This is a genomic window from Herbaspirillum huttiense, assembly GCF_047300815.1.
Taxonomy (GTDB): Bacteria; Pseudomonadota; Gammaproteobacteria; order Burkholderiales; family Burkholderiaceae_D; genus Herbaspirillum; species Herbaspirillum huttiense_A.
This window is the reverse complement of sequence record NZ_CP178608.1, coordinates 2,859,013-2,882,753: the sequence shown is the minus strand read 5'-3', so window position 1 is coordinate 2,882,753 and position 23,741 is coordinate 2,859,013. Positions and strand designations below refer to the sequence as shown.

The following is a 23,741-nucleotide window of genomic DNA, read 5'->3' as shown; positions in this document are numbered from 1 at the left end:
GCGATGACCGCCTCCGACACCGTCGCCAAGCGCAAGACCCTGCGCGAGCGCTGGCAGCGCCTGCGCCAGGGCGAGCAGAATCCGGCCGGCCACCAGAACATGCTGCTGTTGATCCAGCTGCGCTGGCTGGCGGTGCTGGGGCAGGTTTCCACGATTGCCTTCGTGGTGCTGGTGTTCGACCTGCACCTGCCGCTGCCGCACATGCTGGAGGTGCTGTCCTGCCTGATCGCCTTCAACATCGCCAGCCACCTGCGCTGGCATGAGCGGCGCATCGCCACCAATGCCGAACTGTTCCTGGCCTTGCTGGTGGATGTGGCGGTGCTGACCTTCCAGCTTTACCTGAGCGGCGGCATCACCAATCCCTTCGCCTTCCTGTACCTGATGCAGATCATCCTCTCGGCCGTGCTCCTGAAGCCCTGGTCGAGCTGGGCCATCGTTGGCGTCACCATGGCCTGCCTGGCGGGACTGGCGCTCTTTTCCGAGCCGCTGGCACTGCCGCCGGACCACAACGCGGGCTTGCTGAGCCTGTATGTGGAGGGCACGCTGATCTGCTTCCTGCTCAATGCCGGGCTGATGGTGTTCTTCATCACCCGCATCAGCAGCAACCTGCGCGCCGGGGATGCCCTGCTGGCCGACCTGCGCCAGCGTGCCGCTGAAGAGGACCACATCGTGCGCATGGGCCTGCTGGCTTCCGGTGCGGCGCACGAGCTGGGCACGCCGCTGGCTACCGTCTCCGTGATCCTGGGCGACTGGAAGCGCATGCCCGAAATCAGCCAGCGCGCCGACATGCTGGAAGACATCGCCGAGATGGAAGCCCAGCTGCAGCGCTGCAAATCCATCGTCAGCGGCGTGCTGCTGTCGGCCGGCGAGGCGCGCGGCGAATCGTCCATCAAGACCACGATCAACACCTTCCTCGACAGCGTCGCCGAAGACTGGCGCAAGACGCGGCCGGTGGAAATCTTCGAATACCGCAACCTGATCGGCCAGGATGTGCCGGTGGCCTTTGACTCGGCCATCAAGCAGATGCTGGGCAACGTGCTGGACAATGCCTTCGAGGTCTCGCCGCAATGGCTGGCGCTGGAGGTGCGGCGGGAAGGGGATCTGCTGCTCATGGAAGTGAGCGATCGTGGCCCCGGCTTCCCCGACTGGATGATCAACCAGATCGGCAAGCCCTACCAGTCCACCAAGGGCAAGCCGGGACGCGGGCTGGGCCTGTTCTTCGTGGTCAACGTGGCGCGCAAGCTGGGCGGACGCGTCTGGGCCCGCAATCGTGCCGCCGGGGGGGCGCGCGTGACGCTGGAGTTGCCGCTGTCGGCCATCAGCCTGGCTCCGCTCAATGAGGTGGCGCCGGGCAGCGAGCCGCCGGACTATCCCACCGGCGCTTGATATGCCGTAAGCCGTGCCTGACGCGGCTTTGACTGTAATCATTTCCTTTTTCTTCAGGTGCTGCCGGTGTCCGGCGCCGTCTCGCCTTACAATACCGGCTTTGGCAAAGTAGAAAAATAGGAAATGCACATGCCGGCTGATCGCCTGCTTCTGATCATCGAGGACGACGCCGCCTTCGCACGCACCTTGGGACGCTCCTTCGAGCGTCGCGGCTACACCGTCCTGCTGGCGGCCAGCCAGGAGGAAGCGGCGGCCCATCTGAAAGAACACAGTCCCGGCTATGCCGTGGTCGACCTGAAACTGGGCGGCAACGCCTCCGGCCTGGCTTGCGTGCAGATGCTGCATGCCCACGATGAAGCCATGCTTATCGTCGTGCTGACCGGCTTCGCCAGCATCACCACGGCGGTGGAAGCCATCAAGCTGGGCGCCTGCCAGTACCTGGCAAAACCCTCCAATACTGACGACATCGAAGCCGCCTTCGGCCACGTGGCTGGCGCCTCCGACGTCGAGCTGCCGGCACGCGCCACCTCCATCAAGACCCTGGAATGGGAACGCATCCACGAAGTGCTGGTGGAAACCGATTTCAACATCTCCGAAACCGCGCGCCGCCTCGGTATGCACCGTCGTACCCTGGCGCGCAAGCTGGAAAAACAGCGTGTGAAGTAATCTGCACACGGCCGCGCCAGCGGTTATCATTACGCCCGCCCCGTGCGCCGCAACGGCCGGGGCACTCTCACCAGAAGGGAATGACGTGAACCATTTCAACTTCCAGCGCGGCCTCCTGTGGGCGTGCGCCGCGGCCATCGTGAATCTTTCTGCCGGCGCAGCCCAGGCCCAGGAAACCATCAAGATCGGCGAGATCAACAGTTACAAGGCGCAGCCGGCCTTTCTGGAGCCGTACCGCCGGGGCTGGGAGATGGCCCTCGATGAAGTCAATGCCGCCGGTGGCGTGCTGGGCAAGAAGCTGGAAGTGATCGCCCGCGACGACAACGGCAACCCTGGCGATTCGGTGCGCGTGGCCGAAGAACTGATGGCGCGTGAGCGCGTGGCGCTGCTCTTTGGCGGCTTCCTCTCCAATACCGGTCTGGCGCTGACCGATTACGCCAAGCAGCACAAGGTGTTTTTCCTGGCGGCCGAGCCGCTGACCGACAAGATCGTCTGGCAAAACGGCAACAAGTACACCTACCGACTGCGTCCGTCCACTTACATGCTGGTGGCGTCCGTGGTGAAGGAAGCAGCCAAGCTGAAGAAAAAGCGCTGGGCCATCGTCTATCCCAACTATGAATACGGCCAGTCTGCCGTGGCCAGCTTCAAGACCCTGCTCAAGCAAGCGCAGCCGGATGTGGAATTCGTGGCTGAACAAGCCCCGCCGCTGGGCAAGATCGATGCCGGAGCCGTCACGCAAGCCTTGGCTGATGCCAAGCCGGACGCCATCTTCAATGCGCTCTTCGCCGCCGACCTGGGCAAGTTCGTACGGGAAGGCAATACGCGCGGCCTGTTCGATCAGGTGGAGGTGGTGTCGCTGCTGACCGGCGAGCCCGAATACCTCGATCCGCTGAAGAACGAAGCCCCGCAGAACTGGATCGTCACCGGCTATCCCTGGTACGCCATCAACACCCCCGAACACAAGAAGTTCGTCGACGCCTATCGCAAGAAATTCAACGACTACCCGCGCAATGGTTCGCTGGTTGGCTACAGCGCGTTGATGTCCATTGCCGCCGGTATCAAGAAGGCTGGCAGTACCGATGCTGACAAGCTCGCTGCGGCCTTCTCGGGGCTGAAGGTGGAGACCCCCGTGGCTTCCATCGTCTATCGCCCGCAGGATCACCAGTCCACGCTGGGCGCTTTCGTGGGCCGTACCGGCATCAAGGACGGCAAGGGCATAATGACCAGCTTCAGCTATGTCGACGGTGCCAGCCTGCAGTTGCCGGATGCCGAGGTCAAGAAGCTGCGTCCGGCCGATTGATCTGCCACGCTGATCTTGCTCACGTCCCAATGCGGCTGTCGCTGACGTCATGACGCTTGCCAGTCTCACTGTCCAGCTGCTCAATGGCCTGGCCGATGCTTCCGCGATGTTTTTGGTGGCGGCTGGCCTGTCGCTGATCTTCGGCGTCACCCGCATCGTCAATTTTGCGCATGGCTCGTTCTACATGCTGGGGCTGTATGTCGCCTACAGCCTGGTGGAGCGGCTGGGCAGCACGGCCCTCGGTTTCTGGGGTGCGCTGCTGCTGGCTGCGCTCACCGTGGCCGCGCTCGGTGCGGTGGTGGAAGTGCTGGTCCTGCGCCGCATCTATCGTGCGCCGGAACTGTTCCAACTGCTGGCCACCTTTGCCCTCGTGCTAATCATCAAGGATGCCGCGCTCTGGATCTGGGGGCCGGAAGACCTGTTCGGGCCCCGTGCGCCGGGACTCTCCGGTGCCGTGCAGTTGCTGGGGCGGCGCCTGCCGCAGTATGACTTGCTGCTCATCATCATCGGTCCGCTGGTGTTCGGATTGCTGTGGCTGCTGCTCAACCGCACGCGCTGGGGCACGCTCATCCGCGCGGCCACGCAGGACCGCGAAATGCTGGGCGCACTGGGCGTGAACCAGGCCTGGCTGTTCACGGCCGTCTTTGCGCTGGGCTGCTTCCTGGCGGGACTGGGCGGTGCGCTGCAAGGACCACGCATGCCGGCCAACCTGGCATTGGATCTCGATACCATCGGCAACGCCTTCGTGGTGGTGGTGGTGGGCGGCATGGGCTCGCTCGGCGGCGCATTTGCGGCCGCCTTGCTGATCGCGGAGGTCAAGGCGCTGTGCATCGCGCTGGGCAATGTCTCCTTGTTCGGCATCGAGGTCTCGCTTTCACGGCTCACGCTGGTGGTGGAATTTCTCGTGATGGCGGCCATCCTGGTGATGCGCCCCTGGGGCTTGCTGGGCAAGCCGCTGGCGCTGGTGCGCAGCGCCGCCGGCCATGACGCACCCCTGCGCGCGCCCGGCCGCAAGGCGCGCCTGGCGGGATGGGCCGCGCTGCTGGCCTTGCTGGCGTTGCCTTTGCTGGCAACGCGCTTCCCTTATCTGCCGGTGCTGATGGTGGAAATCCTGATCGCCGTCCTCTTCGCTGCCAGCCTGCATTTCCTGATGGGGCCGGGCGGCATGGTGTCCTTCGGTCACGCGGCCTATTTCGGATTGGGAGCCTATGCAGCAGCACTGGTCACCCTCAAACTGCAGTGGCCGATGCCGCTGGCCATGCTCTCGGGTGCGCTGGCCGCCATGGGCGGCGCGGTCCTGTTCGGCTGGTTCTGCGTGCGTCTGTCGGGCGTCTATCTGGCCATGCTGACGCTGGCGTTTGCCCAGATCGTCTGGGCCACCCTCTTCCAGTGGGACGACCTGACCGGCGGCAGCAACGGACTGGTCGGGATACGTCCGGCCGAAGCTGTGGCCTCGCCGCTGGCGTATTACTACCTGGCCCTGGGCTGTGCCGCGCTGGGCGTGTATCTCCTGCGGCGCGTGATCCATGCGCCATTCGGGCTGGCCTTGCGTGCCGCGCGCGATGCGGCCGTGCGCGCCGAGTCGCTGGGCATGGACGTGCGCCGCCTGCAATGGGGGGGCTTTGCCATCGCCGGATTGTTCTGCGGGCTGGCTGGTGTGCTGTTCGCTTTTTCCAAGGGCAGTATTTCGCCGGAAGTAGCCAGTGTCGGCCGTTCGGTCGATGGCCTGGTCATGGTCTTGCTGGGGGGCGTGCAAAGCCTGCTGGGCCCCTTGCTGGGGGCCGCACTGTTCACCTGGCTGCAAGACCTGGTCGCACGTGAGACCGATTACTGGCGCGCCTTGCTGGGTGGCGTGATCCTGTTGCTGGTGCTGCTCTTCCCGGGTGGCGTTGCAGGCGCGTTGCGCCGCGTGCGCCCAGCGGCCAGGGAGGAGGGCGCATGAGCCTGCTGCAAGTGGATCGCCTGCGCAAGTCCTTCGGGGGCGTGGCTGCGCTCGATGGCGTGTCCTTCGCGCTGCCGGCCGGGCAGATGCTGGCGCTGATCGGACCGAACGGTGCCGGCAAGTCGACCTGCTTCAACGTCATCAACGGCCAACTGCGGCCCGATGCCGGACGCGTCCTGCTCGATGGCGAAGACATCGCCGGCCTCGATGCACGCCGTATCTGGCGGCGTGGCGTGGGCCGCACCTTCCAGGTATCGGCGGCCTTTGCCTCGCTCACCGTCCTCGAAAACGTCCAGGCCGCCTTGCTCTCGCATCGTCGCCGGCTGTGGCAGCTGTGGCGTCCGGCGGCGGCCTGCCTGCGGGGGGAAGCCATGGACCTGCTCTCCCAGGTCGGCATGGCCGATCAGGCCGGGCGCGCCTGTGGCGTGCTGGCCTATGGCGACATCAAGCGCGTGGAGCTGGCCATGGCGCTGTCCAATGCGCCGCGCCTGCTGTTGATGGATGAACCTACGGCCGGCATGGCCCCGCGCGAGCGCCAGGAGCTGATGGCTCTGACGCGCCGCCTGGTCAGCGAACGCGGACTGTCGGTGCTGTTTACGGAGCACAGCATGGATGTGGTGTTTGCCTTTGCAGACGAGATCATCGTGCTGGCGCGCGGCCAGTTGATCGCCCAAGGCCAGCCGGAAGCGGTGCGCCAGGATGCCCGCGTGCGCGAGGTCTATTTCGGGTCCGGCGCCAGTTTCGGGAGCACCGCATGAGTGCGTCCTTGCTGCAAGTGCAGGGCCTGCATGCCTATTATGGGCAGGCGCATATCCTGTTTGATGTCTCGCTGGAAGTCGGCCGGGGCGAAGTGGTCGCACTCACCGGCCCCAATGGCGCGGGCAAGTCCACCACGTTGAAGGCCCTGATGGGCCTGCTCGAAGGCACGCAGGGCAAGGTCACGCTGGACGGGCGTGACATCACGCGCCTGGCACCTTTCCAGCGCGCAAGGCTGGGGCTGGGTTTCGTGCCCGAGGACCGGCGCATCTTCACCGAACTGAGCGTGCTGCAGAATCTAGAAACCGGCCGCCAGCCGCCCCGGCAGGGCGTACCAGGCTGGACCCCGCAGGCGCTCTTCGCGCTGTTCCCCAACCTGGGCGCCATGCCCCATCGCCCCGGCGGTCGCATGAGCGGCGGCGAGCAGCAGATGCTCACCATCGCCCGCACGCTCATGGGCAATCCGCAACTGCTGTTGCTGGATGAACCTTCCGAAGGCGTGGCCCCGGTCATCGTCGAGCAGATAGCCCGGATGATCCTGCAATTGAAGCAGCAGGGCATCTCCATCCTGCTGTGCGAGCAGAATACGCACTTTGCCGGCATGGTCAGTGACCGCACCTACACCCTGGATCAAGGCCGCTTGTTGGCGTAGGAAAGCGCGACCTTGCGCCAAGCTCATCCATGGGAATCCCGCCTGCAGCAAGGCCGGCGCCCGGTGCGATAAAAAAATGTAACAGGCCACGCGCGTTCCTGTTGCAAATGGCGGGGAACCGATGAGGTGCTCCGTGTCCAATCTCCTGAAAGCAGCTCGCTTCCCGTTGCCTCACTGCAACCGAAACCAGCCCAACGGAGAAAAATACAATGCCCACCATCGCCAGGCACCCCACGGTGCATTGGCCTGCCGACGACTTCAATGATGCAGGAATACGTAACGACCACGCCAAGGTCGCGGTAGGCGATGACGCCAACGATATCTTTTTTGCCGCCGTCGAAATGACGCGCATGCCGATGATCGTGTCGGACCCCAACCGGCCGGACAACCCGATCGTCTTCGTCAACAACGCCTTCATCAACATGACCGGCTACAGCCGCGCCGAGGTAGTGGGCAAGAACTGCCGCTTCCTGCAGGGGCCGGAGACCGACCGCGCCGTGGTGGCCCAAGTGCGCCAGGCCGTGACCGAGCGCCGCGAGATCGCCACTGAACTGCTGAACTACCGCAAGAACGGTTCCACGTTCTGGAATGCGCTCTTCATCTCGCCGGTCTATGACCAGCATGGCGAGCTGAAGTATTTCTTCAGCTCGCAACTGGACATCAGCCGCCGCCGCGATGCCGAGCAGGCGCTGGGCCAGGCGCGCAAGATGGAAGCGCTGGGCCAGCTGACCGGCGGCATCGCGCACGACTTCAACAATCTGCTGCAGGTCATCAGCGGCTACCTCGACATCATCAACCTGGCCCTGCGCAGCGACAGGCCCGACCTCGACCGTGTGGCGCGCAGTACCGACAGCATCCGCAAGGCCTCCGGCAAGGCCGCCATGCTGACCCAGCAATTGCTGGCCTTCGCCCGCAAGCAGCGGCTGGAGGGGCGCACCATCAATCTCAATTCGCTCACGGAAGGTTTTACGGATCTCGTAGAACGCACCCTCGGTGGCGACATCGAAGTGCAAACCGCGCTGGCGCCGGGCCTGTGGAATTGCCGCCTCGATCCGACCCAGATGGAAGTGGCGCTGCTGAACGTGCTCATCAACGCACGCGATGCGATGTCCGGCAAGGGAACGGTGCGCATCCATACAAGCAATGAAGACCTGACGTCGGAAGAACGCGCGATCCAGCTGGGCGTGAAACCCGGCCTCTATGTATGCATCGCCGTCTCCGACAACGGCCCCGGCATCCCGGCCGACATCCTGCCGCGCGTGATGGACCCTTTCTTCACCACGAAGGACGAAGGCAAGGGGACCGGCCTGGGCTTGTCGATGGTGTATGGATTCGTCAAGCAATCCGGCGGCTCGGTGCGGATTTCATCGGGGGTGGATCGTGGCACGACCGTGTCCATCTACTTCCCGGCCACGCAGGACCAGGTCGGCGGTGCCTTCGAGTATGACAACCGCACCCACTCGCAGGGTGGCAGCGAGCACGTCCTGGTGGTAGACGATAGAATCGAGGTTGCCGAGCTGGCCCAGGCAATGCTGGAAAGCCTGGGCTACCGCGTCAGCATGGTCAATTCACCGACTGAAGCCCTGCAGGTCCTCCGTTCAGAACCGAAAGTGGATCTGCTCTTCACCGACCTGATCATGCCCGGCAGCATGAATGGCGTGGTACTGGCGCGGGAGGCCCGGCGCATGATACCTTCCATCAAAATTTTATTAACTACCGGTTATGCCAGTGAATCGATAGAGCGGCATGGCGCCGATGGCGAGTTTCCCGTCATCGACAAGCCTTATCGCCACGATGAACTGGCCCGCAAGATCCGCATTGTCCTCGACGGCGCCACTGGCGTGAGCTGAAAACAAGAACAACAAGTCGTCCGTACACGTGCCCTCACACGAAGGGGAGTCGTCCCATGCAATTGGATCACCTGTTGGCCAGGGCGCAGTCCCTGGCCTATCGCATTTCGGCCGAATACAACGGCCAGCCCTTGCCCGATGACCGGCGCGCCTGCGCCGCCATCGGCTGCCTCACCGTGGCCCAGCAGCATCATTGCGGCATCATCCTGCTGCTGCGCGATGACATGCCGGTGCACGCCTCGGCCTTCGCCCTGATCGGCCACCATATCGAGACCGTCTTCAATGCCCTGTGGCTGTGGTATTGCGCCACTGAAGAAGAAATCACGCGCTTTCTCGCCGATGGCAGCGGCAAGAGCATGCGCCAATTGGTGGCGCAGGTCGACAGCGCCCTGGCCGGCCGCGACGGCCAGGAGGCTGCCATCGTGCGCGGCCATTGGGCGCGCCTGAGCGACTTCGTGTTTTCGGGCGAGCGCCGCATCCGCCACTGGCTCGACGCCAACGAGGTCGATGCCCTCTATTCCGAAGAGGCCGTCACCGAACTGGTGGAGCTGTCCAACTCCATGGCTGAACTCGGCCTGGCCAGCTATCGCACCATCTACGACAAGCACTTCACGGCGGTGCGCAACGACGCCGCCAACGGCCTCAGGCTGGACCTGGCCAAGTAAGGCGGCCGGCAGCCTGCGCCGCCGTGATGGCCGGCGACCACGGCAGACGGCCCAGCAGTGGCGCACCCAGGCGTTGCTCGAGCGAGGCCACCATCGCGTCCGCCTGTCCTTCCCCGGCATCGATATGGTTGGCGACCCAGCCGGCCAGTCTCAAGCCCCGCGCAAGAATGGCCTGCGCGCTGAGCAGGGCGTGATTGATGCAGCCGAGGCGAATCCCGACCACCAGCACCACCGGCAAGCCCAGCCGCGCTGCCAGGTCATCGCTGTTGTGCTCCGCATTGAGCGGTACCATGAAGCCACCCGCACCTTCCACGATCAGGACATCGCAGGCCGACTGCAACTGCGCATGGCACTGCACCAGGTGGTCCAGCGAGATCTCCACGCCTTCCTCCGCCGCCGCGATGTGCGGCGCCGTGGCCTGCCGCAGCAGGTAGGGGTTGACCAGGTGCGCCGGCAAGGCGGCATTGGAGGCCGCCTGCAGGGCTTGCACATCCTCGTTGCACCACGCGCCCTCTTGCAGGAAAGCCCCCGAGGCCACCGGCTTCATGCCCCCGGCCCGCAAGCCGCTGGCCGCATGCAGGTGGATCAGGGCGCTGGCCACGAGCGTCTTGCCCACGCCGGTATCGGTACCGGTGACGAAACAGCTGCGGCCGTTCATGCCTTCTCCTTCACATCGAGTGCCGCATCGAAAGCGGCATGCAGCCGCTCGCCCAGCCACTGCGCCTGTTCTTCATCGATGACGTAAGGCGGCATCACATAGAGGGCGGTGCCGATCGGGCGCACCAGCAGTTCACGCTGCGCAGCCTCTCGGGCGAGCCGGCGTGAAAACGCCGCCGCCGTCGCCGCATCGTCGACCTGCGCATCACATGCCCAGATCATGCCGCACTGGCGCACGTGCTTCACGCGGGCATCCTGTGCCAGCGGCTGCAGGGCTTGCGCCAGCAAAGGCGCGAAGTGCCGGTTGCGTTCGATCACCTGGTCCTGTTCGAAGATGTCCAGCGTAGCCAGGGCGGCGCGGCAGGCCAGCGCATTGCCGGTGTAGGAGTGCGAATGCAGGAAGCCACGCCGCACATCATCGTCATAGAAGGCCGCATAGAGGGCGTCGCTGGCCATCACCAGCGACAGCGGCAGGTAGCCGCCGCTGATGCCCTTGGACAGGCACAGCAGGTCCGGCCAGACGCCAGCCTGTTCGCAGGCGAAGAAGCTGCCGGTCCGTCCGCAGCCGACCGCGATTTCGTCGGCGATCAGGTGCGCGCCATGCGCATCGCACAGCGCACGCAGGCCGCGCACATACTCCGGGTCATGCATGGCCATGCCGGCCGCACATTGCACCAGCGGTTCGACGATGATGGCGGCGATGCGGCCGCTGCGTTCCTGCAGCAGCCTTTGCACATCGGCCAGGGCGAGGCGGCTGACATCGGCGGCGCTTTCGCCGGGCGCAGCCAGGCGCGCATCGGGCGAGGCCGCGATATGGGCCGGGCGCAACAAGGCCTCGTAGGCGCTGCGGAACAAGGGGGTATCGGTCACGCCCAGGGCGCCCACGGTCTCGCCGTGATAGCCGCCGGCGATGCAGATGAATTCATTCTTGTCTGCATGCCCGGCATTGCGCCATGCATGCACGCTCATCTTCAGCGCGATTTCTACCGCCGAGGCACCATCGGAGGCGTAGAAGCAATGGCCCAGTGCATGGCCGGTGAGTGCTGCCAGCCGCTCGGAGAGCTGCACCACCGGTTCATGGGTGAAACCGGCCAGCATGGCATGTTCCAGCCGGCCCAGCTGGTCGACCAGGGCGGCATTGATGCGCGCATTGGTATGGCCGAACAGGTTGACCCACCACGAACTGATGGCGTCGAAGTAACGCCGCCCGTCGGTATCGACCAGCCAGGGGCCATGGGCGCTGGCCAGCGCAATGGGCGGCGTGCGCTCATGCTGGCGCATCTGGGTACAGGGATGCCAGACGCTGCGCAGGCTGCGTGCGGCCAGGGGGCTTGTGGGGTGCATGCGGAAGTCTCCTCAGGCCAATGCCGACAATGCGGCGACCAGGCGCGCCACGTCAGCGGGGGTATGCAGGGCCGACAGGCTCATGCGCAGCCGTGCGGTACCCTTGGGCACCGTGGGCGGGCAGATCGCCGGCACCCAGATGCCCTGCTTACGCAGGGTGGCCGAGAGGGTGCGGGCGGCGGCGTTCTCGCCCACGATCAGTGGCTGGATCGCGGTGTCCGAAGGCAGCAGCGGCCAGGGCAGGGCAGCCAGGCCGGTGCGCAATTGCGCGGCCAGTGTCCGCAGCCGTTCACGCCGCCATTCTTCGCGCTCGATCAGAGCGAGGCTGGCCGAGGTGGCGGCCGCCAGGGCGGGAGGATGGGCCGTGCTGAACATGTAGGTACGCGCGCGCTGGAGAATCCATGCAAGCACGCCAGCCTCGCCAGCGACGAAGGCCCCCGCCACGCCGACGGCCTTGCCAAGTGTGCCCATGGTCAGCACATGCGGTGCACGTACCCCGGCCAGGGCCAGGCTGCCCCGCCCTTGCGGGCCGAGTACCCCCAGCCCGTGGGCGTCGTCCACCAGCAGCCAGGCACCGTGCCGGGCGCAGACTGCCGCCAGGTCGGCCAGTGGTGCCAGGTCGCCATCCATGCTGAAGACGGCATCGGTGAGCACCAGCTTGCGCCCGCTGCTGCAGCGGGCCAGCACCTGTTCCAGGCGCACTGCATCGTTGTGGGGGAAGACCTTCAGGCTGGCCCCGGACAAGCGCGCGCCATCGATCAGCGAGGCGTGCGCCAGGCGATCCACGATCACGGTGTCCCCTTTGCCCACCAGCGCCGCCGTGACACCGAGGTTGGCCATGTAGCCGCTCCCGAACACCAGGGCCGAAGGCATGCCGACAAAGGTGGCCAGCTCGGCCTCCAGTGTTTGATGGGCGCGGCTGTGGCCGCTGATCAGGGGTGAGGCGCCGGCGCCCATGCCGTAGCGTTGCAGGGCCTCGGTGGCCGCCGCGATGATGCCGGGATGGTTGGCCAGGCCCAGGTAATCGTTGCTGCAGAAGGACAGCTCCTCGCCGCCATCGACCTGCAGCAGCGGGCCTTGCGGCCCCTCGACCATACGCCGTGTGCGCAGCAGGCCCTGGCTGGCCAGTGCCGACAGCCCGGTGGTGAAATCTTGCATGGATGTGCTTTCAGAAAAAAACGGACAAGCGGCGCAGCGCCCGGTAGGCGGCATTGTCCTGCCAGACCGGTGGCGTGGCCCCGAGTCCCAGCGTGGGCAGGCGCTGCATCAGCGCGCTGAAGGCGATCTCGGCTTCCAGTTGCGTCAGGGCGGCGCCCAGGCAGACATGCGGCCCTTGGCCGAAGGACAGGTGCATGCCTTCATCGCGCCGGATGTCGAAGCGTTGCGGTTCGCGGAAGCGGCGTGCGTCGTGATTGGCCCGGCCGATGTGGAGGATGGCCAGTTGCCCGCGCCGCAAGGTCTGTCCGGCCAGCGCCACATCTTGCAACAGGCGCCGGCCGGTGTACTGCACCGGGCTGTCATGGCGCAGCATCTCGCGCACGGCCAGCCGTAGTGCCGCCGTATCGCCTGGCCGGTCCTTCAATGCCGCCCATTGTTGCGGGTGCTGCAGCAGGGCCAGCAGACCGTTGCCCAGCAGGTTGCGCGTGGTTTCGTAGCCGGCGAAGAGCAGGGTAGCGCACTGCGCCAGCAGTTCGGTGCGGTTCAGCTGACGGTCATGGTGCGCCTGCAGCAGCGTGTGCACTAAGCAGCCAGGGGTCAGGTCGGCCGGGCATTCCAGCACCTGCGTGAAGAACGCGCACAATCCCGCCAGCGCGTCTTGCGCCGCGCGCGCCTGGGCGGCATCCGGGGTCGGGCTGCCGATGAAGGCCGCGAGATCGGCAGCCCAATCGATGAACTGCGCAGGGACGCGATCGGGCAAGCCCAGCAGTTGCGCGATCACCAGTGCGGGCAGCGGCCGTGCAAAACGCGCGATGAAGTCGAATCCGGCGGCTGACACCGGATCGGCGACGATGTCATCAATCAAGCGATGCGCCAGTGCGGTGATGCCCGCCCGCTGCGCTTGCAGGTCGGCCGGTTTGAAGCCCGGATTGAGTACACCGCGCAGGCGGCGGTGCGCGCGTCCGTCTAGGAACAGCAGAGAACGCGAGAAGAGCCGCTTGAAGCGCTGCTGCGTCTGCTGGTCCTCGCCTGCAGCGGTGTGCTCGCCCAGGGCGCTGTTGATCCAGCGCGCCGCCCGCCGCACCGTGAAGCGTGGATCGCGCAGCGCACTGGCCACTTCCTCGTAGCCGCTGATGACCCAGGCCCCGCCGCAGTACGCCGTGCTCCAGTGCAGATGCATCAGGCAGCCGCAGGCGCCGCCTGCAGGCCCAGGCGTTGCAGCAGGTCGCGGTCGGCCGAGACCGGTGCATTGGCCGTGGTCAGCAGCTTGGCACCCAGGAAGATGGAGTTGGCACCGGCGGCGAAACAAAGCGCCTGGGTCGCATCGCTCATGCTTTCGCGCCCGGCCGAGAGGCGAATGACCGCATGCGGCAAGGCGATGCGGGCCACGGCCACCGTGCGCACGAATTCGAATTCGTCCAGCGGCGCCACATCCTGCAGGGGCGTGCCGGCAATGGGCACCAGGTGATTGATGGGCACCGACTGCGGCGGCACCGGCAGGCTGGCCAGCTGGGCGATCAGCCCGGCGCGCTGGGCGCGCGTCTCGCCCATGCCGATGATGCCGCCGCAGCACACGTTCAGCCCCGCCTCTTGCACCCGTTGCAGGGTCTCCAGCCGGTCCTGGTAGGTGCGGGTGGAGATCACCTGGCCATAGAAATCGTGGGCGGTATCGAGGTTGTGGTTGTAGTAGTCCAGTCCTGCCTCCTTGAGCGCCTCGGCCTGGGCTTGCTCCAGCATGCCCAACGTCATGCAGGTCTCCAGCCCCAGCGCGCGCACCTGGCTGACCATCTCGGTGAGGGCGGCCATGTCGCGCTGCTTGGGATTGCGCCAGGCTGCGCCCATGCAGAAGCGGGTGGCGCCCTGGTCGCGCGCGGCTTGCGCGGCCTGCACGACCTCGTCCACGCCCATGAGCTTGCCGGCCGGCACCTTGGCCTCCTTGTGATGCGCCGACTGCGCGCAGTAGCCGCAGTCTTCCGCGCAGCCGCCGGTCTTGATCGACAACAGGCTGGAGAGCTGGACTTCATTGGCCGGGTGGTGCTGGCGATGCACGCTCTGGGCGCGGTACAGCAGGTCGAGGAAAGGCAGCTCGAACAGCTGCGCGACGGCGCTGCTGTCAGTAGCCGCCACGGGGCGGTGGAAATGCAGTGGTGCGCTGGCTTGGGGAGTTTGGGCAGCGGCGGGGGAAGGGCACTGGCTCATCGATAAAATCCGGTCCGTGAGTGAAAAGGCTTAGAATTCAACGTCGGCGGATTCTAACTTCGCTCAATTTCGTTGAACAATTTATTTTTTCATAGATTATCTATAAAAACATGGCGCAATTTTCCGAGCATCCCAGCACCGTGGAACGCATCGCCGAGGTACTGCGCACGCGCATCATTCGCGGCGATATCGCAGGCGGGGCGGCGCTGCGGCAGGATCACGTGGCCCAGGAATTCCAGTCCAGCCATGTACCCGTGCGGGAGGCATTTCGTCAGTTGGAGGCGCAGGGATTGGTGCTCACCTTGCCCCGTCGCGGGGTGCGGGTGACGCAGGTGGACCGGGCCGCGGTCAAGGAGAATGCGGAGATGCGCGGGGCGCTGGAAATTCTGGCCTTGCGACACAGCGTGCGCAAGTTCGGGCCGCAACACATCGCCCGCCTGGAAGAGGCCCAGGAAGCCTGCGCCCAGGCTGGCTCGCTCATCGAATGGGATGCCGCCAACAACCTGTTCCACGACATCCTCTCCAGTGAATGCGGCATGCCGCGCCTGCTGGAGGTGTTGAAGCAACTGCAGCTGACCAATTCACGCTACCTGTTCTCGACCGGCTTCAAACGCGGCTGGCAGCCCCGCTCGGATCACGATCACCGCCTCATCATCGATGCGCTGCGCGACAAGAAGACCGACCGTGCCGTGCAGTTGCTGAGCATGCATATCGGCACCATGGAGCGGGTTGGTTTCGTCGCCGCTTAGGGACTGCCCTGGCGGGCGAAGGCCGAAGGCGGCACGCCCACATGGCGGCTGAAGGCCACGCTGAAGGTGGAGGCCGAGCTGTAGCCGACCTGTTGCGCCACCTCCGCCATGGAGCCCTGGTCGCGCAGCAACAGCCGCTTGGCCAGTGCCATGCGCCAGGCCAGCAGGTATTCCATGGGCGCCAGCCCGACTTCGCGGCGGAAACGTTCGAAGAAGGACGAGCGCGACAAGGCCGCCGCCCGTGCCAGTCGCACCACGCTCCAATCCTCGGCCGGATGCGCATGTATGGATCGCAGGGCCGAGGCGAGCCGCACATCGCCCAGCCCGCGCAGCAGCCCGGGGGAGGCGGCCGCGCCTGCATCGGCGCTGGAGCGCAGGGCTTCGATCAACAGCACCTCCAGGAGACGCGCCAGCACCACATCGCGTGCCGGACGTTCGGCGCGGTATTCGTCGCCCACCAGTTGCACCAGCGTGGCCAGGCGTGTGTGCGCCCGGGCCACCACCAGGCTGGGCAGCAGCGACAGCAGCAGCGGTGTATCGGGTGACTCGAAGACGCAATGGCCCACCACCAGTTGGACCTGTGGGGGCAGGCCCAGGGTGCCCAGGTGATAGCGGCCATCGGGCAGGCGCGGCGGTGGATTGTCTTCATCGAGGACGGCGTCTTCGCACGCTTCCATGCTGGCCAGGGTAAATCCTTGCATGGCCGGCGCCAGGAAAAAATCCCCTGCATGCAGCACGATGCACTCGTCCCCGGGGCCAACATCGGGCAGCGCACGCAGGATGCGGCAACTGCCTTCCAGCACGGCGCAATAGAACGCCAGCTCGGGCCGGGAGCGCTGTACGCGCCAGCCGCCGGCACCCTGCACATACTTGGTGTAGCGGGCGGCCGGCTGCAGCAGGCTGACCACTTCGGCCAGGGGATCGGTCAATGCGGTGTCGGACATGGCTGGACGATTGCAAATGAATAATGGACTCTGGATTGTAGCAAGTCCGGCGGTGGGCGCCTATGCTTTGCCTTGTTCTGTCCCACCTCACAAGGAAACGTCATGAAAACTGTCCTCATCACTGGCTGTTCGTCCGGCTTCGGCCTGAAAATTGCAAATTACTTCCTGCAACGCGACTGGCAGGTCATCGCCACCATGCGCTCTGTGCGCAGCGAGCTGCTGCCGGCCTCGCCGAACCTGGGCATCCTGCCGCTGGACGTGACCAGCGCCGCCAGCATCGCCGCCGCCATCAGTCAAGCCGGACCCATCGACGTGCTGGTCAACAATGCCGGCATCGGTGCGCTGGCCGCCGTTGAAGCCCAGCCCATGGAGCAGGTGCGCGAGATCTTCGAGACCAATACCCTGGGCAGCATCGCCATGACCCAGGCCGTGATCCCGCAGATGCGCCAGCGCGGCGCAGGGGTGATCGTCAATGTCACGTCCTCGGTGACCCTGCGCTCGCTGCCGCTGCTGGCGGTCTACACCGCCAGCAAGGCGGCCGTGAATGCCTTCACCGAATCGGTGGCGCTGGAGCTGGGCAGCGTGGGTGTCCAGGCCCGCCTGGTCTTGCCGGGGCGGGCACCGCATACCCGCTTCGCCGACAATGCGCGCCCGCGCATGGAGGGGGCCATTCCGGAAGCCTATGGCCCGCTGGCGGCGCAGGTGTTCAGCAATTTCCAGGACCATACCCAGATCACCCATGCCAGCGACGTGGCCGAAGCCGTCTGGCAGGCCGCCACCGATCCGGCCGCACCAATGCGCATCGCCGCCGGGGAAGACGCCAGGGAGTGGATGCGTACGGCCTCGGCATAAGCGAAGCTGCCCGCAAGGCCTTGGCACAAGGGGAAGTTGCGATGTATGGATTTTTGCTGGCCATGCATCCATACTAGACGGCCGATCCGCAGCCTGCGCCTGCGGACAACTTCACCCAGGATGCTCATGGCCAAACCGCAACCGCCGCACGTAACAGATCCCTCCCTGCACTGGATCGCCCGCTTTTCTGCCCAGGGCGGGCCGCGCTACCTGCAGATCGTCGGCTTCATGGAGCAGGCCATTGCCGATGAACGGCTCAAGCCGGGTGACCGCCTGCCGCCGCAACGCATGCTGGCCGAGCGGCTGCAGGTCGATCTCACCACGGTCACGCGCGCCTATGGCGAGGCGCGCCGCCGCCAGCTGCTCGAAGGACGCGGCGCGGCCGGCACCTTCGTGGCCGCGCCCAAGGTGGACCTGAGCCAGGTGATCGACTTGTCGATGAACATTCCGCCGCCCCCGACCGGTATTGACCTGGACGACCTGCTGCGCCAGGGCGTGTCACAGGTGCTGATGCACAGCGATGTCGATCTGCTGATGACTTATCACCTGGGCGGCGGCAGCAGCACCGACCGGGCGGCGGGGGCCATGTGGCTGCACGACATGCTGGGATCGGTCGATGACAGCCGGGTGCTGGCCTGCCCGGGGGCGCAGTCGGCCCTGGCGGCCTTGCTGCTGTCACAGACCCGGCCGGGCGATGCCATCCTGGCCGAACCGCTGGCCTATCCCGGCTTGCTGGCAGCGGCGGCGCAACTGGGGCGGCGCGTGGTGGCGGTGGGCGTCGATCATGAAGGCATGCGTCCCGACCTGCTCACGACCATGGTGCGCAAGCACGGTGCGCGGCTGGTCTATCTCAATCCCACCCTGCAGAACCCGACCACCCACACCATGCCGGCCACGCGCCGCGCCGAGATCGCCGCGGTCGCCACGCGGCTGGACCTGCGCATCATCGAGGATGATCCCTACTGGCGCTTTGCCGTGCATGCGCCCAAGCCGCTGGCGTACTATGCGCCACGGCACGTGTTTTACGTGTCCACGCTGGCCAAGTGCCTGTTGCCGGGATTGCGCACCGCCTACGTGCTCACCCCGGAAGGACAAGGCCAGGAAGAGGTGCTGGCGGCATTGCGCTCCTTCGTGCTGATGTCCACGCCGCTGACCACGGCGCTGTCGACCCAATGGATACATGATGGCACCGCCGCCACGCTGGCCGAGGGCATCCGCCAGGAAGCCTGGGCGCGGCAGGAGCTGGCCTTGCGTACGCTGGGCGATGAGAGCTTCGCCGAGAGCGGCGGCATCCATCTCTGGAAGGCGCTGCCGGCACATTGGAAGGGACAGGATTTCGTGGGCCGTGCCAGGGAGGCCGGGTTGAACGTGGTTTCGCAGGCCAGTTTCCAGGCGGGCGACAGCGAGGCTCAACGCGGGATGGTGCCGCACATCCGCATTTCGCTGGGGCGTTCGCGCAGCCGCTTTGAGCTGGTCCACGCCTTGCGGCGGCTGATGGAGCTGGCCCATCGCCGCAGCTTGCGGGAAGTCGTGGTGTAGCAGGAGCGAGTGAGGGCTAGGCGGCCAGGGCGCTGCGGGTCTGGCGCCGCGCAGCCGCCAGGATCTCGCCGACGGCTTCGTCTTCGGAGTGTGCCGCCAGGGGCAGGGAGCCCCGGGTGATTTCTGCGCGATCCTTCAGGATCGCGTAGGAGCCTTTCCAGCGGCCTTCGCTGTCATCGGCCTGGTAGACCAGCAGGTAACCGTCGAATTCGATTTTCTTCATAGGAGCTTCTCGCCAGGGCAAGGGGAGCATGCGCACCATGCTCGATGCTGCGCAGTATGCCCGTAGCGCTTGCTGCTGCCTGTCATCCGCCTTCGCAATCCCGTGTAGGACAAGTGCGCAAACTCAGCCTTGGCGCTAGCGGGACTGCATCGGGGCCAGCAAGCCATTGAGGGCATCGGCCACGATCAGCGCCGGCAGCGAGGCGCGGTCATTGCTGACGATCACCGTGTCCTTTTCCACGTCGCCGGGGAGCACCAGCTGGGCGATGTAGCGGCAATCGGCGCTGCAGGTATAGCGCAGCACGGTCTGGCCGCGCACGGCTTCGAGGATGTACTGGCCGTTTTCCATGCCGTAGTAGCGCACCGCCACCAAGGGCTGCGTGTCGCCCGCGTCCGGATCACGATAGAAGTACTGGCCATGCTCGGCACGCGCGTAATGCGGCCAGGGCATGCTGCCGGCGGGGGCCAGGTGGTCGATCTGGCGCGTATCCAGGGCCAGCCGCAGGGTTGGCACCGCAGGCAGCGGGATGGCTTCCGGCTGACGCGGCGCCACCGCCGCCAGGGCAGGCGCCGGCGCGCTGGCGGCGGCCTTCGGCTTGTCATTGGCTGTGGGCGCTGCCAAGGCCTGCAGCTCGCCCTGGCGGCGTTGATACCAGGCCAGCAGGCAATCGCGGTCGCGGCAATGTTCTTCCCGCCAGCGCCATTGCGCGTCGCTGGCGCTACGGAACGCCCGCACGTCGCCGGCCATCTCGCGCGCACGGCGATAGGTGCGGCCCAGTTGATCGTCCAGCGCCGAGAGCTCGGCATCGCGGCAGATGGTCTTTTCATTGGCCGACCCGGCGCGGCTGCAATCGAAGCTGGCGGCGCGGGCGGGCTGGAGTTGCAGTGCACCCAGCACGCTGGCGCTGCTGAACAGGAGGATGAGGGGCAGGGTTTTCATGGCGAGACTCTCCGTATTGCGGGGACGTGATGGGCGCCAGCATCGCACCGCCATCGGGGGCCCAAAACGCGGAGAAGACAGGGAATTTTTTTAAAATCTTTGCAGCTGAAAAACCATGTTGGGCCTTCTTCACAATTGCCCGTGCGACCTTCGCGCAAGCGGGCGCACATCCAAGTAGAATCCCGACTCCATCCGCACGCCCCAAGACTGACGGTGACTGACCCCGACGCTTCTCTTCCTGCTGCTTCCCTGCGCCCCGGCGAGCGCGCCGGCTTCCTGCTGTCCCGGCACTGGCGCGATACGCCGGCCGGGGTGGAGATCGAGCTGTGGGTGGCCACCGACGACGGTCCGCAATGCCTGCGCCTGCCGCCGCAGACGGCCGTGGCCTTCGTGCCGCAGGCGCAGGCCGAGCGCGTACAGGCCCTGATTGCCAACGAGCCCGGCATGGAACTGCGCGCCCTGGAACATTTGAAGGATGTCAGCCAGCGGCCGGTGCTGGGCTTGTATGCGCGCCAGTACCGCAAGCTGCTCAAGATGGAAAAGACCCTGGTGGCCGCCGGCATCAGCGTCTACGAGGCCGACATCCGCCCGCCCGAACGCTACCTGATGGAGCGCTTCATCAATGCGCCCCTGGCGTTCACGGGCGTGGACGATGGCCACGGCGTGCTGGCAGAGGCACGCATCCGCGCCTTGCCCGGCTATCGCCCGCCCCTGAAGCTGGCATCGCTGGATATCGAAACCAGCTGGCAGGGCGAGCTCTACAGCATCGCCATCGAAGGTTGCGGCCAGCGCAGCGTCTATGCGCTGGGGCCATCCAGCGGCGCGTTGGAGTCAGTGGACTTCGATCTGCAGTTCTGCCAGAGCCGCAAGGACCTGATCGACTGCCTCAATGCCTGGATCGCCCGCCATGATCCGGATGCGCTCATTGGCTGGAACCTGATCCAGTTCGACCTCAACGTGCTGCAGAAGCAGGCCCAGAAATACCAGACCACCCTGCGCCTGGGCCGTGGCGGACGGGTGCTGGAATGGCGCGAGCACGGCATGCGCGCCAACCACCTGCTGGTCAATGCAGCGGGCCGCCTGGTGATCGACGGGATCGAAAGCCTGCGTGGCGCCTTCTGGAATTTCCCTTCTTTCAGCCTGGAGAACGTGGCGCAATCCCTGCTGGGAGAAGGCAAGGCCATTGCCACTCCTTACCAGCGCATGGATGAGATCGACCGCATGTTCAACGAGGACAAGGCGGCCCTGGCCACCTACAACCTCAAGGATTGCGAACTGGTTACGCGCATCTTCGAGAAGACCGACATTCTCTCCTTCCTGCTGGAACGCGCCAGCGTGACCGGGCTGCAGGCCGACCGCAGCGGCGGTTCCGTGGCGGCTTTCACGCACTTGTACCTGCCGCACATGCATCGCAAGGGCTATGTGGCGCCCAACCTGGGCGACGCCGAGGCGCTGGCCAGTCCGGGCGGGTTCGTGATGGAGTCGCGCGCGGGGCTGTATGACTCGGTGATCGTGCTGGACTACAAGAGCCTGTATCCCAGCATCATCCGCAGCTTCCTGATCGATCCGGTGGGGCTGGTCGATGGCACCTTGAACGAACCGGAAAGCCAGACCGTGCCCGGCTACAACGGTGCGCGCTTCTCACGCCGCAGCCACAGCCTGCCGGCCATCATCGAACAGATCTGGCAGGGGCGCGAAGCCGCCAAGGCGCACGGCAACAAGCCGCTGCAGCAGGCGCTGAAGATCATCATGAACTCCTTCTACGGCGTGCTGGGTTCGACCGGCTGCCGCTTCTTCGATTCACGCCTGGCCTCGTCGATTACCCGGCGCGGGCACGAGATCATGCATCGCACGCGCGAGCTGATCGAGGAGGCGGGTTACGAAGTCATCTATGGCGATACCGATTCCACCTTCGTCTGGCTGCGCCAGCCGCATGGCGATGAAGCGGCGCGCCGGATCGGACTGGAGCTGACCGCGCGCATCAATGACTGGTGGCGCTCCCACCTGGCCAGCCAGTATCAGCTGGAAAGCGCGCTGGAACTGCAGTTCGAGGTTCATTACCAGCGCTTCCTGATGCCGCATGTGCGCGGAGCCGATACCGGCAGCAAGAAGCGTTACGCCGGCTACGTGCGCACCAGTGAGGGCGAGGACAAGGTGACCTACAAAGGGCTGGAAACGGTGCGCACCGACTGGTCGCCGCTGGCGCAGCGCTTCCAGCAGGCGCTGTACCTGCGCATTTTCCGGGGTGAGCCCTATCGCGATTTCATCACCCACTATGTGGCGGACCTGCTGGCGGGGAGGCTCGATGAATTGCTGGTCTATCGCAAGCGCCTGCGCCGCCAGCTCGACCATTACGAAAAGAACGTCCCGCCACACGTGCGCGCAGCCCGCATGGCCGACCAGGTCAACGAGGAGGGCGGACGTCCGCTGCAATACCAGCAAGGCGGCTGGATCAACTACGTCATGACGACCGCTGGCCCCGAGCCGCTGGAAAAGCGCCGCGCCGCCATCGACTACGGCCACTACCTGGAGCGCCAGCTGGCCCCGGTGGCCGATGCCATCCTGGTCTTCGTGGGAGACAGTTTTGTTGCGGTGACTTCGCCGCAGCAGGAATTGTTTTAAGGTCTGAAACGCGCCTCCCGATGAGGCTACAAGAGCATCTTGGCTTCTTGCGGCTCGCCCGGTTGCGGGTTTGATGCAGATCAGCGGCGCAGTGCTGCCGGGAGCGGCTTCGCCATGGGCTGCTTCATGCCCAAGGGGAGGGCTTGGGCAGCGGCCGGGGAATTTGTCCGCACTTCTTCAAGCAACTCGGGATGATTGCGCAGCAGGCGCAGCAGCTGTACCAGCGAAAGGGGCGGTCGCGTGGCGCCAGCCTCGTATCGGTTGAAGGCATTGATGCCGCCTCCGAACAGCACGCTTGCATCGCGCTGGCTGAGTTTGAGCGCTACGCGCGTTTCGGCAATCTCTGCCGGTTCAATGCGGGTGGCGTTCACCTCCCTGTTGAAGGCCAGCATGTCGGCAGAGACGCGGGACGACTCGGCGAAGTCGGTGATGGACTCGCCGCAGGCCGGGCAGAAATCACCCGTTACAGCTGAGATGGTCGTGGTTTCGCCCTTGTAGGTATAGGGTAGGTCACGGGTATCGTGCACCATTTCAGCGGCACCGCAGGTGGGGCATTTCATCTCATTTCTCCTTGAAGGAAACAATCAGCAGGGAATTCACCACGGTCAGCTTGACGTAGAGCTGGCCTACGTGGGTCATCGGTTTGTAGACATCCTGCCAAACCTTGTCATCCGCGTAGGTGGTCATGGCTTTGTGAAAGTCGCCTTCGGTCAGCGCCATCACCACCTCGAGCATCTCAATGAAGCCCAGGCCAAGAGCCGCCGCACCTGCTTTTGCCGTATGGGTCGCAGCGACGCGCTGCTGCCTGATCAAGTCGCGGACGGTCGAAAGCGGGCAGTGAGGCGAATTCTTTTCCATGAACGGAGTATAACCTAGTACGTGTATTGCACCAACTAGGTTATCTTGCGCCGTATCTTGCCTGTAGTGGCTTGGACCGTCTCCGTCTTGCACGGATAGCCCAAAGACAAAGGGCCGGATTCAATGAATCCAGCCCTTGGCTGACCTGCACGCCAACAGTGATTGTCTACGGTTGACGCATCACTGCGTTCACGATTCAGCGGTAATGCGAATCACGCTCACGGCCCTCGATGCGTTCGTGCTGCACACGCACGCGCACCGGCACGGGCTGGCGCTGCGACTTGCTGTAGACCTTCTGCCACAGCACGGCCCCGAACGCCAGGCTGCCCGCCAGCAGGTAAAGGGCGTAGAACGCGGCAAGATAGCTGGCGATATGCAACAGGGTCTGGATGATGGCCATGGGGTTCTCCGGGCAATGAATCAGTGTCGATGGGTGCATC

General features: G+C 65.4%; 22 protein-coding genes and 1 pseudogene. 12 read left to right on the top strand and 11 right to left on the bottom strand.

From position 1 onward, the window contains the following. Nucleotides 1–3 precede the first annotated feature (3 nt). The 8 genes from ACLRDN_RS13305 to ACLRDN_RS13270 all read left to right on the top strand — a co-directional run bounded on the left by ACLRDN_RS13305 (nucleotide 4) and on the right by ACLRDN_RS13270 (nucleotide 9,217). On the top strand, nucleotides 4–1,386 hold the full coding sequence (locus tag ACLRDN_RS13305; RefSeq protein WP_413456655.1) for an ATP-binding protein: 1,383 nt from the start codon (nucleotides 4–6) through the stop codon (nucleotides 1,384–1,386). A gap of 129 nt (nucleotides 1,387–1,515) precedes the next feature. Continuing rightward, the gene (locus ACLRDN_RS13300) at nucleotides 1,516–2,052 is read left to right on the top strand and encodes a response regulator transcription factor (protein WP_121045563.1); all 537 of its coding nucleotides are present in this window, start codon (nucleotides 1,516–1,518) and stop codon (nucleotides 2,050–2,052) included. Between the two features lie 115 nt (nucleotides 2,053–2,167). Next, nucleotides 2,168–3,352 carry an ABC transporter substrate-binding protein gene (locus tag ACLRDN_RS13295; RefSeq protein ID WP_413460393.1) on the top strand — a complete coding sequence of 395 codons (1,185 nt, stop codon included), beginning with the start codon at nucleotides 2,168–2,170 and terminating at the stop codon, nucleotides 3,350–3,352. A gap of 49 nt (nucleotides 3,353–3,401) precedes the next feature. Beyond that, entirely contained in the window at nucleotides 3,402–5,294 is a 1,893-nt protein-coding gene (locus ACLRDN_RS13290) for an ABC transporter permease (RefSeq protein ID WP_413456654.1), read from the top strand. Continuing rightward, on the top strand, nucleotides 5,291–6,052 hold the full coding sequence (locus ACLRDN_RS13285; protein WP_413456653.1) for an ABC transporter ATP-binding protein: 762 nt from the start codon (nucleotides 5,291–5,293) through the stop codon (nucleotides 6,050–6,052). The genes ACLRDN_RS13290 and ACLRDN_RS13285 overlap by 4 nt, the downstream gene beginning before the upstream one ends. Next, on the top strand, nucleotides 6,049–6,702 hold the full coding sequence (locus ACLRDN_RS13280) for an ABC transporter ATP-binding protein (RefSeq protein WP_413456652.1): 654 nt from the start codon (nucleotides 6,049–6,051) through the stop codon (nucleotides 6,700–6,702). The genes ACLRDN_RS13285 and ACLRDN_RS13280 overlap by 4 nt, the downstream gene beginning before the upstream one ends. Nucleotides 6,703–6,911: 209 nt before the next feature. Beyond that, complete coding sequence (locus ACLRDN_RS13275; protein ID WP_413456651.1) at nucleotides 6,912–8,552, top strand: histidine kinase famiy protein; 1,641 nt, start codon at nucleotides 6,912–6,914, stop codon at nucleotides 8,550–8,552. A gap of 56 nt (nucleotides 8,553–8,608) precedes the next feature. Next, a complete protein-coding gene (locus ACLRDN_RS13270) occupies nucleotides 8,609–9,217 on the top strand; it encodes a DUF6988 family protein (RefSeq protein WP_413456650.1) in 609 nt (202 codons plus the stop codon). On the opposite strand, the gene bioD is transcribed toward ACLRDN_RS13270, so the two are convergent. Genes bioD through bioB form a run of 5 tightly spaced genes read right to left on the bottom strand, consistent with a single transcriptional unit; the run spans nucleotide 9,195 to nucleotide 14,575 of the window. After that, nucleotides 9,195–9,875 (bottom strand): dethiobiotin synthase, encoded by a 681-nt coding sequence (bioD, locus tag ACLRDN_RS13265; protein WP_413456649.1) that lies wholly within the window; start codon nucleotides 9,873–9,875, stop codon nucleotides 9,195–9,197. The two genes, ACLRDN_RS13270 and bioD, sit on opposite strands and share 23 nt — an antisense overlap. After that, the gene (gene bioA, locus ACLRDN_RS13260; RefSeq protein WP_413456648.1) at nucleotides 9,872–11,218 is read right to left on the bottom strand and encodes an adenosylmethionine--8-amino-7-oxononanoate transaminase; all 1,347 of its coding nucleotides are present in this window, start codon (nucleotides 11,216–11,218) and stop codon (nucleotides 9,872–9,874) included. Before bioA ends, bioD begins: the two co-directional genes overlap by 4 nt. A gap of 12 nt (nucleotides 11,219–11,230) precedes the next feature. Next, entirely contained in the window at nucleotides 11,231–12,376 is a 1,146-nt protein-coding gene (gene bioF / locus ACLRDN_RS13255; RefSeq protein WP_413456647.1) for an 8-amino-7-oxononanoate synthase, read from the bottom strand. A gap of 10 nt (nucleotides 12,377–12,386) precedes the next feature. Continuing rightward, nucleotides 12,387–13,556, bottom strand: a complete 1,170-nt coding sequence (locus ACLRDN_RS13250) for a cytochrome P450 (RefSeq protein ID WP_413456646.1) — start codon at nucleotides 13,554–13,556, stop codon at nucleotides 12,387–12,389. Then, nucleotides 13,556–14,575 (bottom strand): biotin synthase BioB, encoded by a 1,020-nt coding sequence (gene bioB, locus ACLRDN_RS13245; RefSeq protein WP_413456645.1) that lies wholly within the window; start codon nucleotides 14,573–14,575, stop codon nucleotides 13,556–13,558. The genes ACLRDN_RS13250 and bioB overlap by 1 nt, the downstream gene beginning before the upstream one ends. Before the next feature lie 110 nt (nucleotides 14,576–14,685). On the opposite strand from bioB, the gene ACLRDN_RS13240 reads away from it, so the two are divergent. After that, nucleotides 14,686–15,324, top strand: a complete 639-nt coding sequence (locus ACLRDN_RS13240) for a GntR family transcriptional regulator (protein WP_413456644.1) — start codon at nucleotides 14,686–14,688, stop codon at nucleotides 15,322–15,324. Here ACLRDN_RS13240 and ACLRDN_RS13235 read toward each other — a convergent pair. After that, on the bottom strand, nucleotides 15,321–16,268 hold the full coding sequence (locus ACLRDN_RS13235; protein ID WP_413456643.1) for an AraC family transcriptional regulator: 948 nt from the start codon (nucleotides 16,266–16,268) through the stop codon (nucleotides 15,321–15,323). The two genes, ACLRDN_RS13240 and ACLRDN_RS13235, sit on opposite strands and share 4 nt — an antisense overlap. Before the next feature lie 102 nt (nucleotides 16,269–16,370). On the opposite strand from ACLRDN_RS13235, the gene ACLRDN_RS13230 reads away from it, so the two are divergent. Both ACLRDN_RS13230 and ACLRDN_RS13225 read left to right on the top strand, forming a co-directional pair. Further along, on the top strand, nucleotides 16,371–17,120 hold the full coding sequence (locus ACLRDN_RS13230; RefSeq protein ID WP_413456642.1) for an SDR family oxidoreductase: 750 nt from the start codon (nucleotides 16,371–16,373) through the stop codon (nucleotides 17,118–17,120). A 126-nt stretch (nucleotides 17,121–17,246) separates the two neighbouring features. Beyond that, nucleotides 17,247–18,659 carry a PLP-dependent aminotransferase family protein gene (locus ACLRDN_RS13225; RefSeq protein ID WP_413456641.1) on the top strand — a complete coding sequence of 471 codons (1,413 nt, stop codon included), beginning with the start codon at nucleotides 17,247–17,249 and terminating at the stop codon, nucleotides 18,657–18,659. A 16-nt stretch (nucleotides 18,660–18,675) separates the two neighbouring features. Here the strand turns inward: ACLRDN_RS13225 and ACLRDN_RS13220 are convergent, their stop codons facing one another. Together ACLRDN_RS13220 and ACLRDN_RS13215 are read right to left on the bottom strand one after the other, a co-directional pair. Further along, entirely contained in the window at nucleotides 18,676–18,882 is a 207-nt protein-coding gene (locus ACLRDN_RS13220; RefSeq protein ID WP_413456640.1) for a hypothetical protein, read from the bottom strand. 135 nt (nucleotides 18,883–19,017) lie between these two features. Beyond that, the gene (locus ACLRDN_RS13215; protein ID WP_413456639.1) at nucleotides 19,018–19,821 is read right to left on the bottom strand and encodes a lysozyme inhibitor LprI family protein; all 804 of its coding nucleotides are present in this window, start codon (nucleotides 19,819–19,821) and stop codon (nucleotides 19,018–19,020) included. Nucleotides 19,822–20,034: 213 nt separating this feature from the next. On the opposite strand from ACLRDN_RS13215, the gene ACLRDN_RS13210 reads away from it, so the two are divergent. Next, complete coding sequence (locus ACLRDN_RS13210) at nucleotides 20,035–22,443, top strand: DNA polymerase II (RefSeq protein ID WP_413456638.1); 2,409 nt, start codon at nucleotides 20,035–20,037, stop codon at nucleotides 22,441–22,443. A gap of 161 nt (nucleotides 22,444–22,604) precedes the next feature. Here ACLRDN_RS13210 and ACLRDN_RS13205 read toward each other — a convergent pair. The 3 genes and pseudogenes from ACLRDN_RS13205 to ACLRDN_RS13195 all read right to left on the bottom strand — a co-directional run. Next, nucleotides 22,605–23,003 (bottom strand): annotated as a pseudogene (locus ACLRDN_RS13205) (type II TA system antitoxin MqsA family protein); the annotation flags it as partial. 1 nt (nucleotide 23,004) lies between these two features. Further along, nucleotides 23,005–23,301: a type II toxin-antitoxin system MqsR family toxin gene (locus ACLRDN_RS13200; RefSeq protein ID WP_413456637.1), complete on the bottom strand. Its 297-nt coding sequence runs from the start codon at nucleotides 23,299–23,301 to the stop codon at nucleotides 23,005–23,007. A gap of 196 nt (nucleotides 23,302–23,497) precedes the next feature. After that, complete coding sequence (locus tag ACLRDN_RS13195; protein WP_413456636.1) at nucleotides 23,498–23,701, bottom strand: hypothetical protein; 204 nt, start codon at nucleotides 23,699–23,701, stop codon at nucleotides 23,498–23,500. Nucleotides 23,702–23,741: the final 40 nt, after the last annotated feature.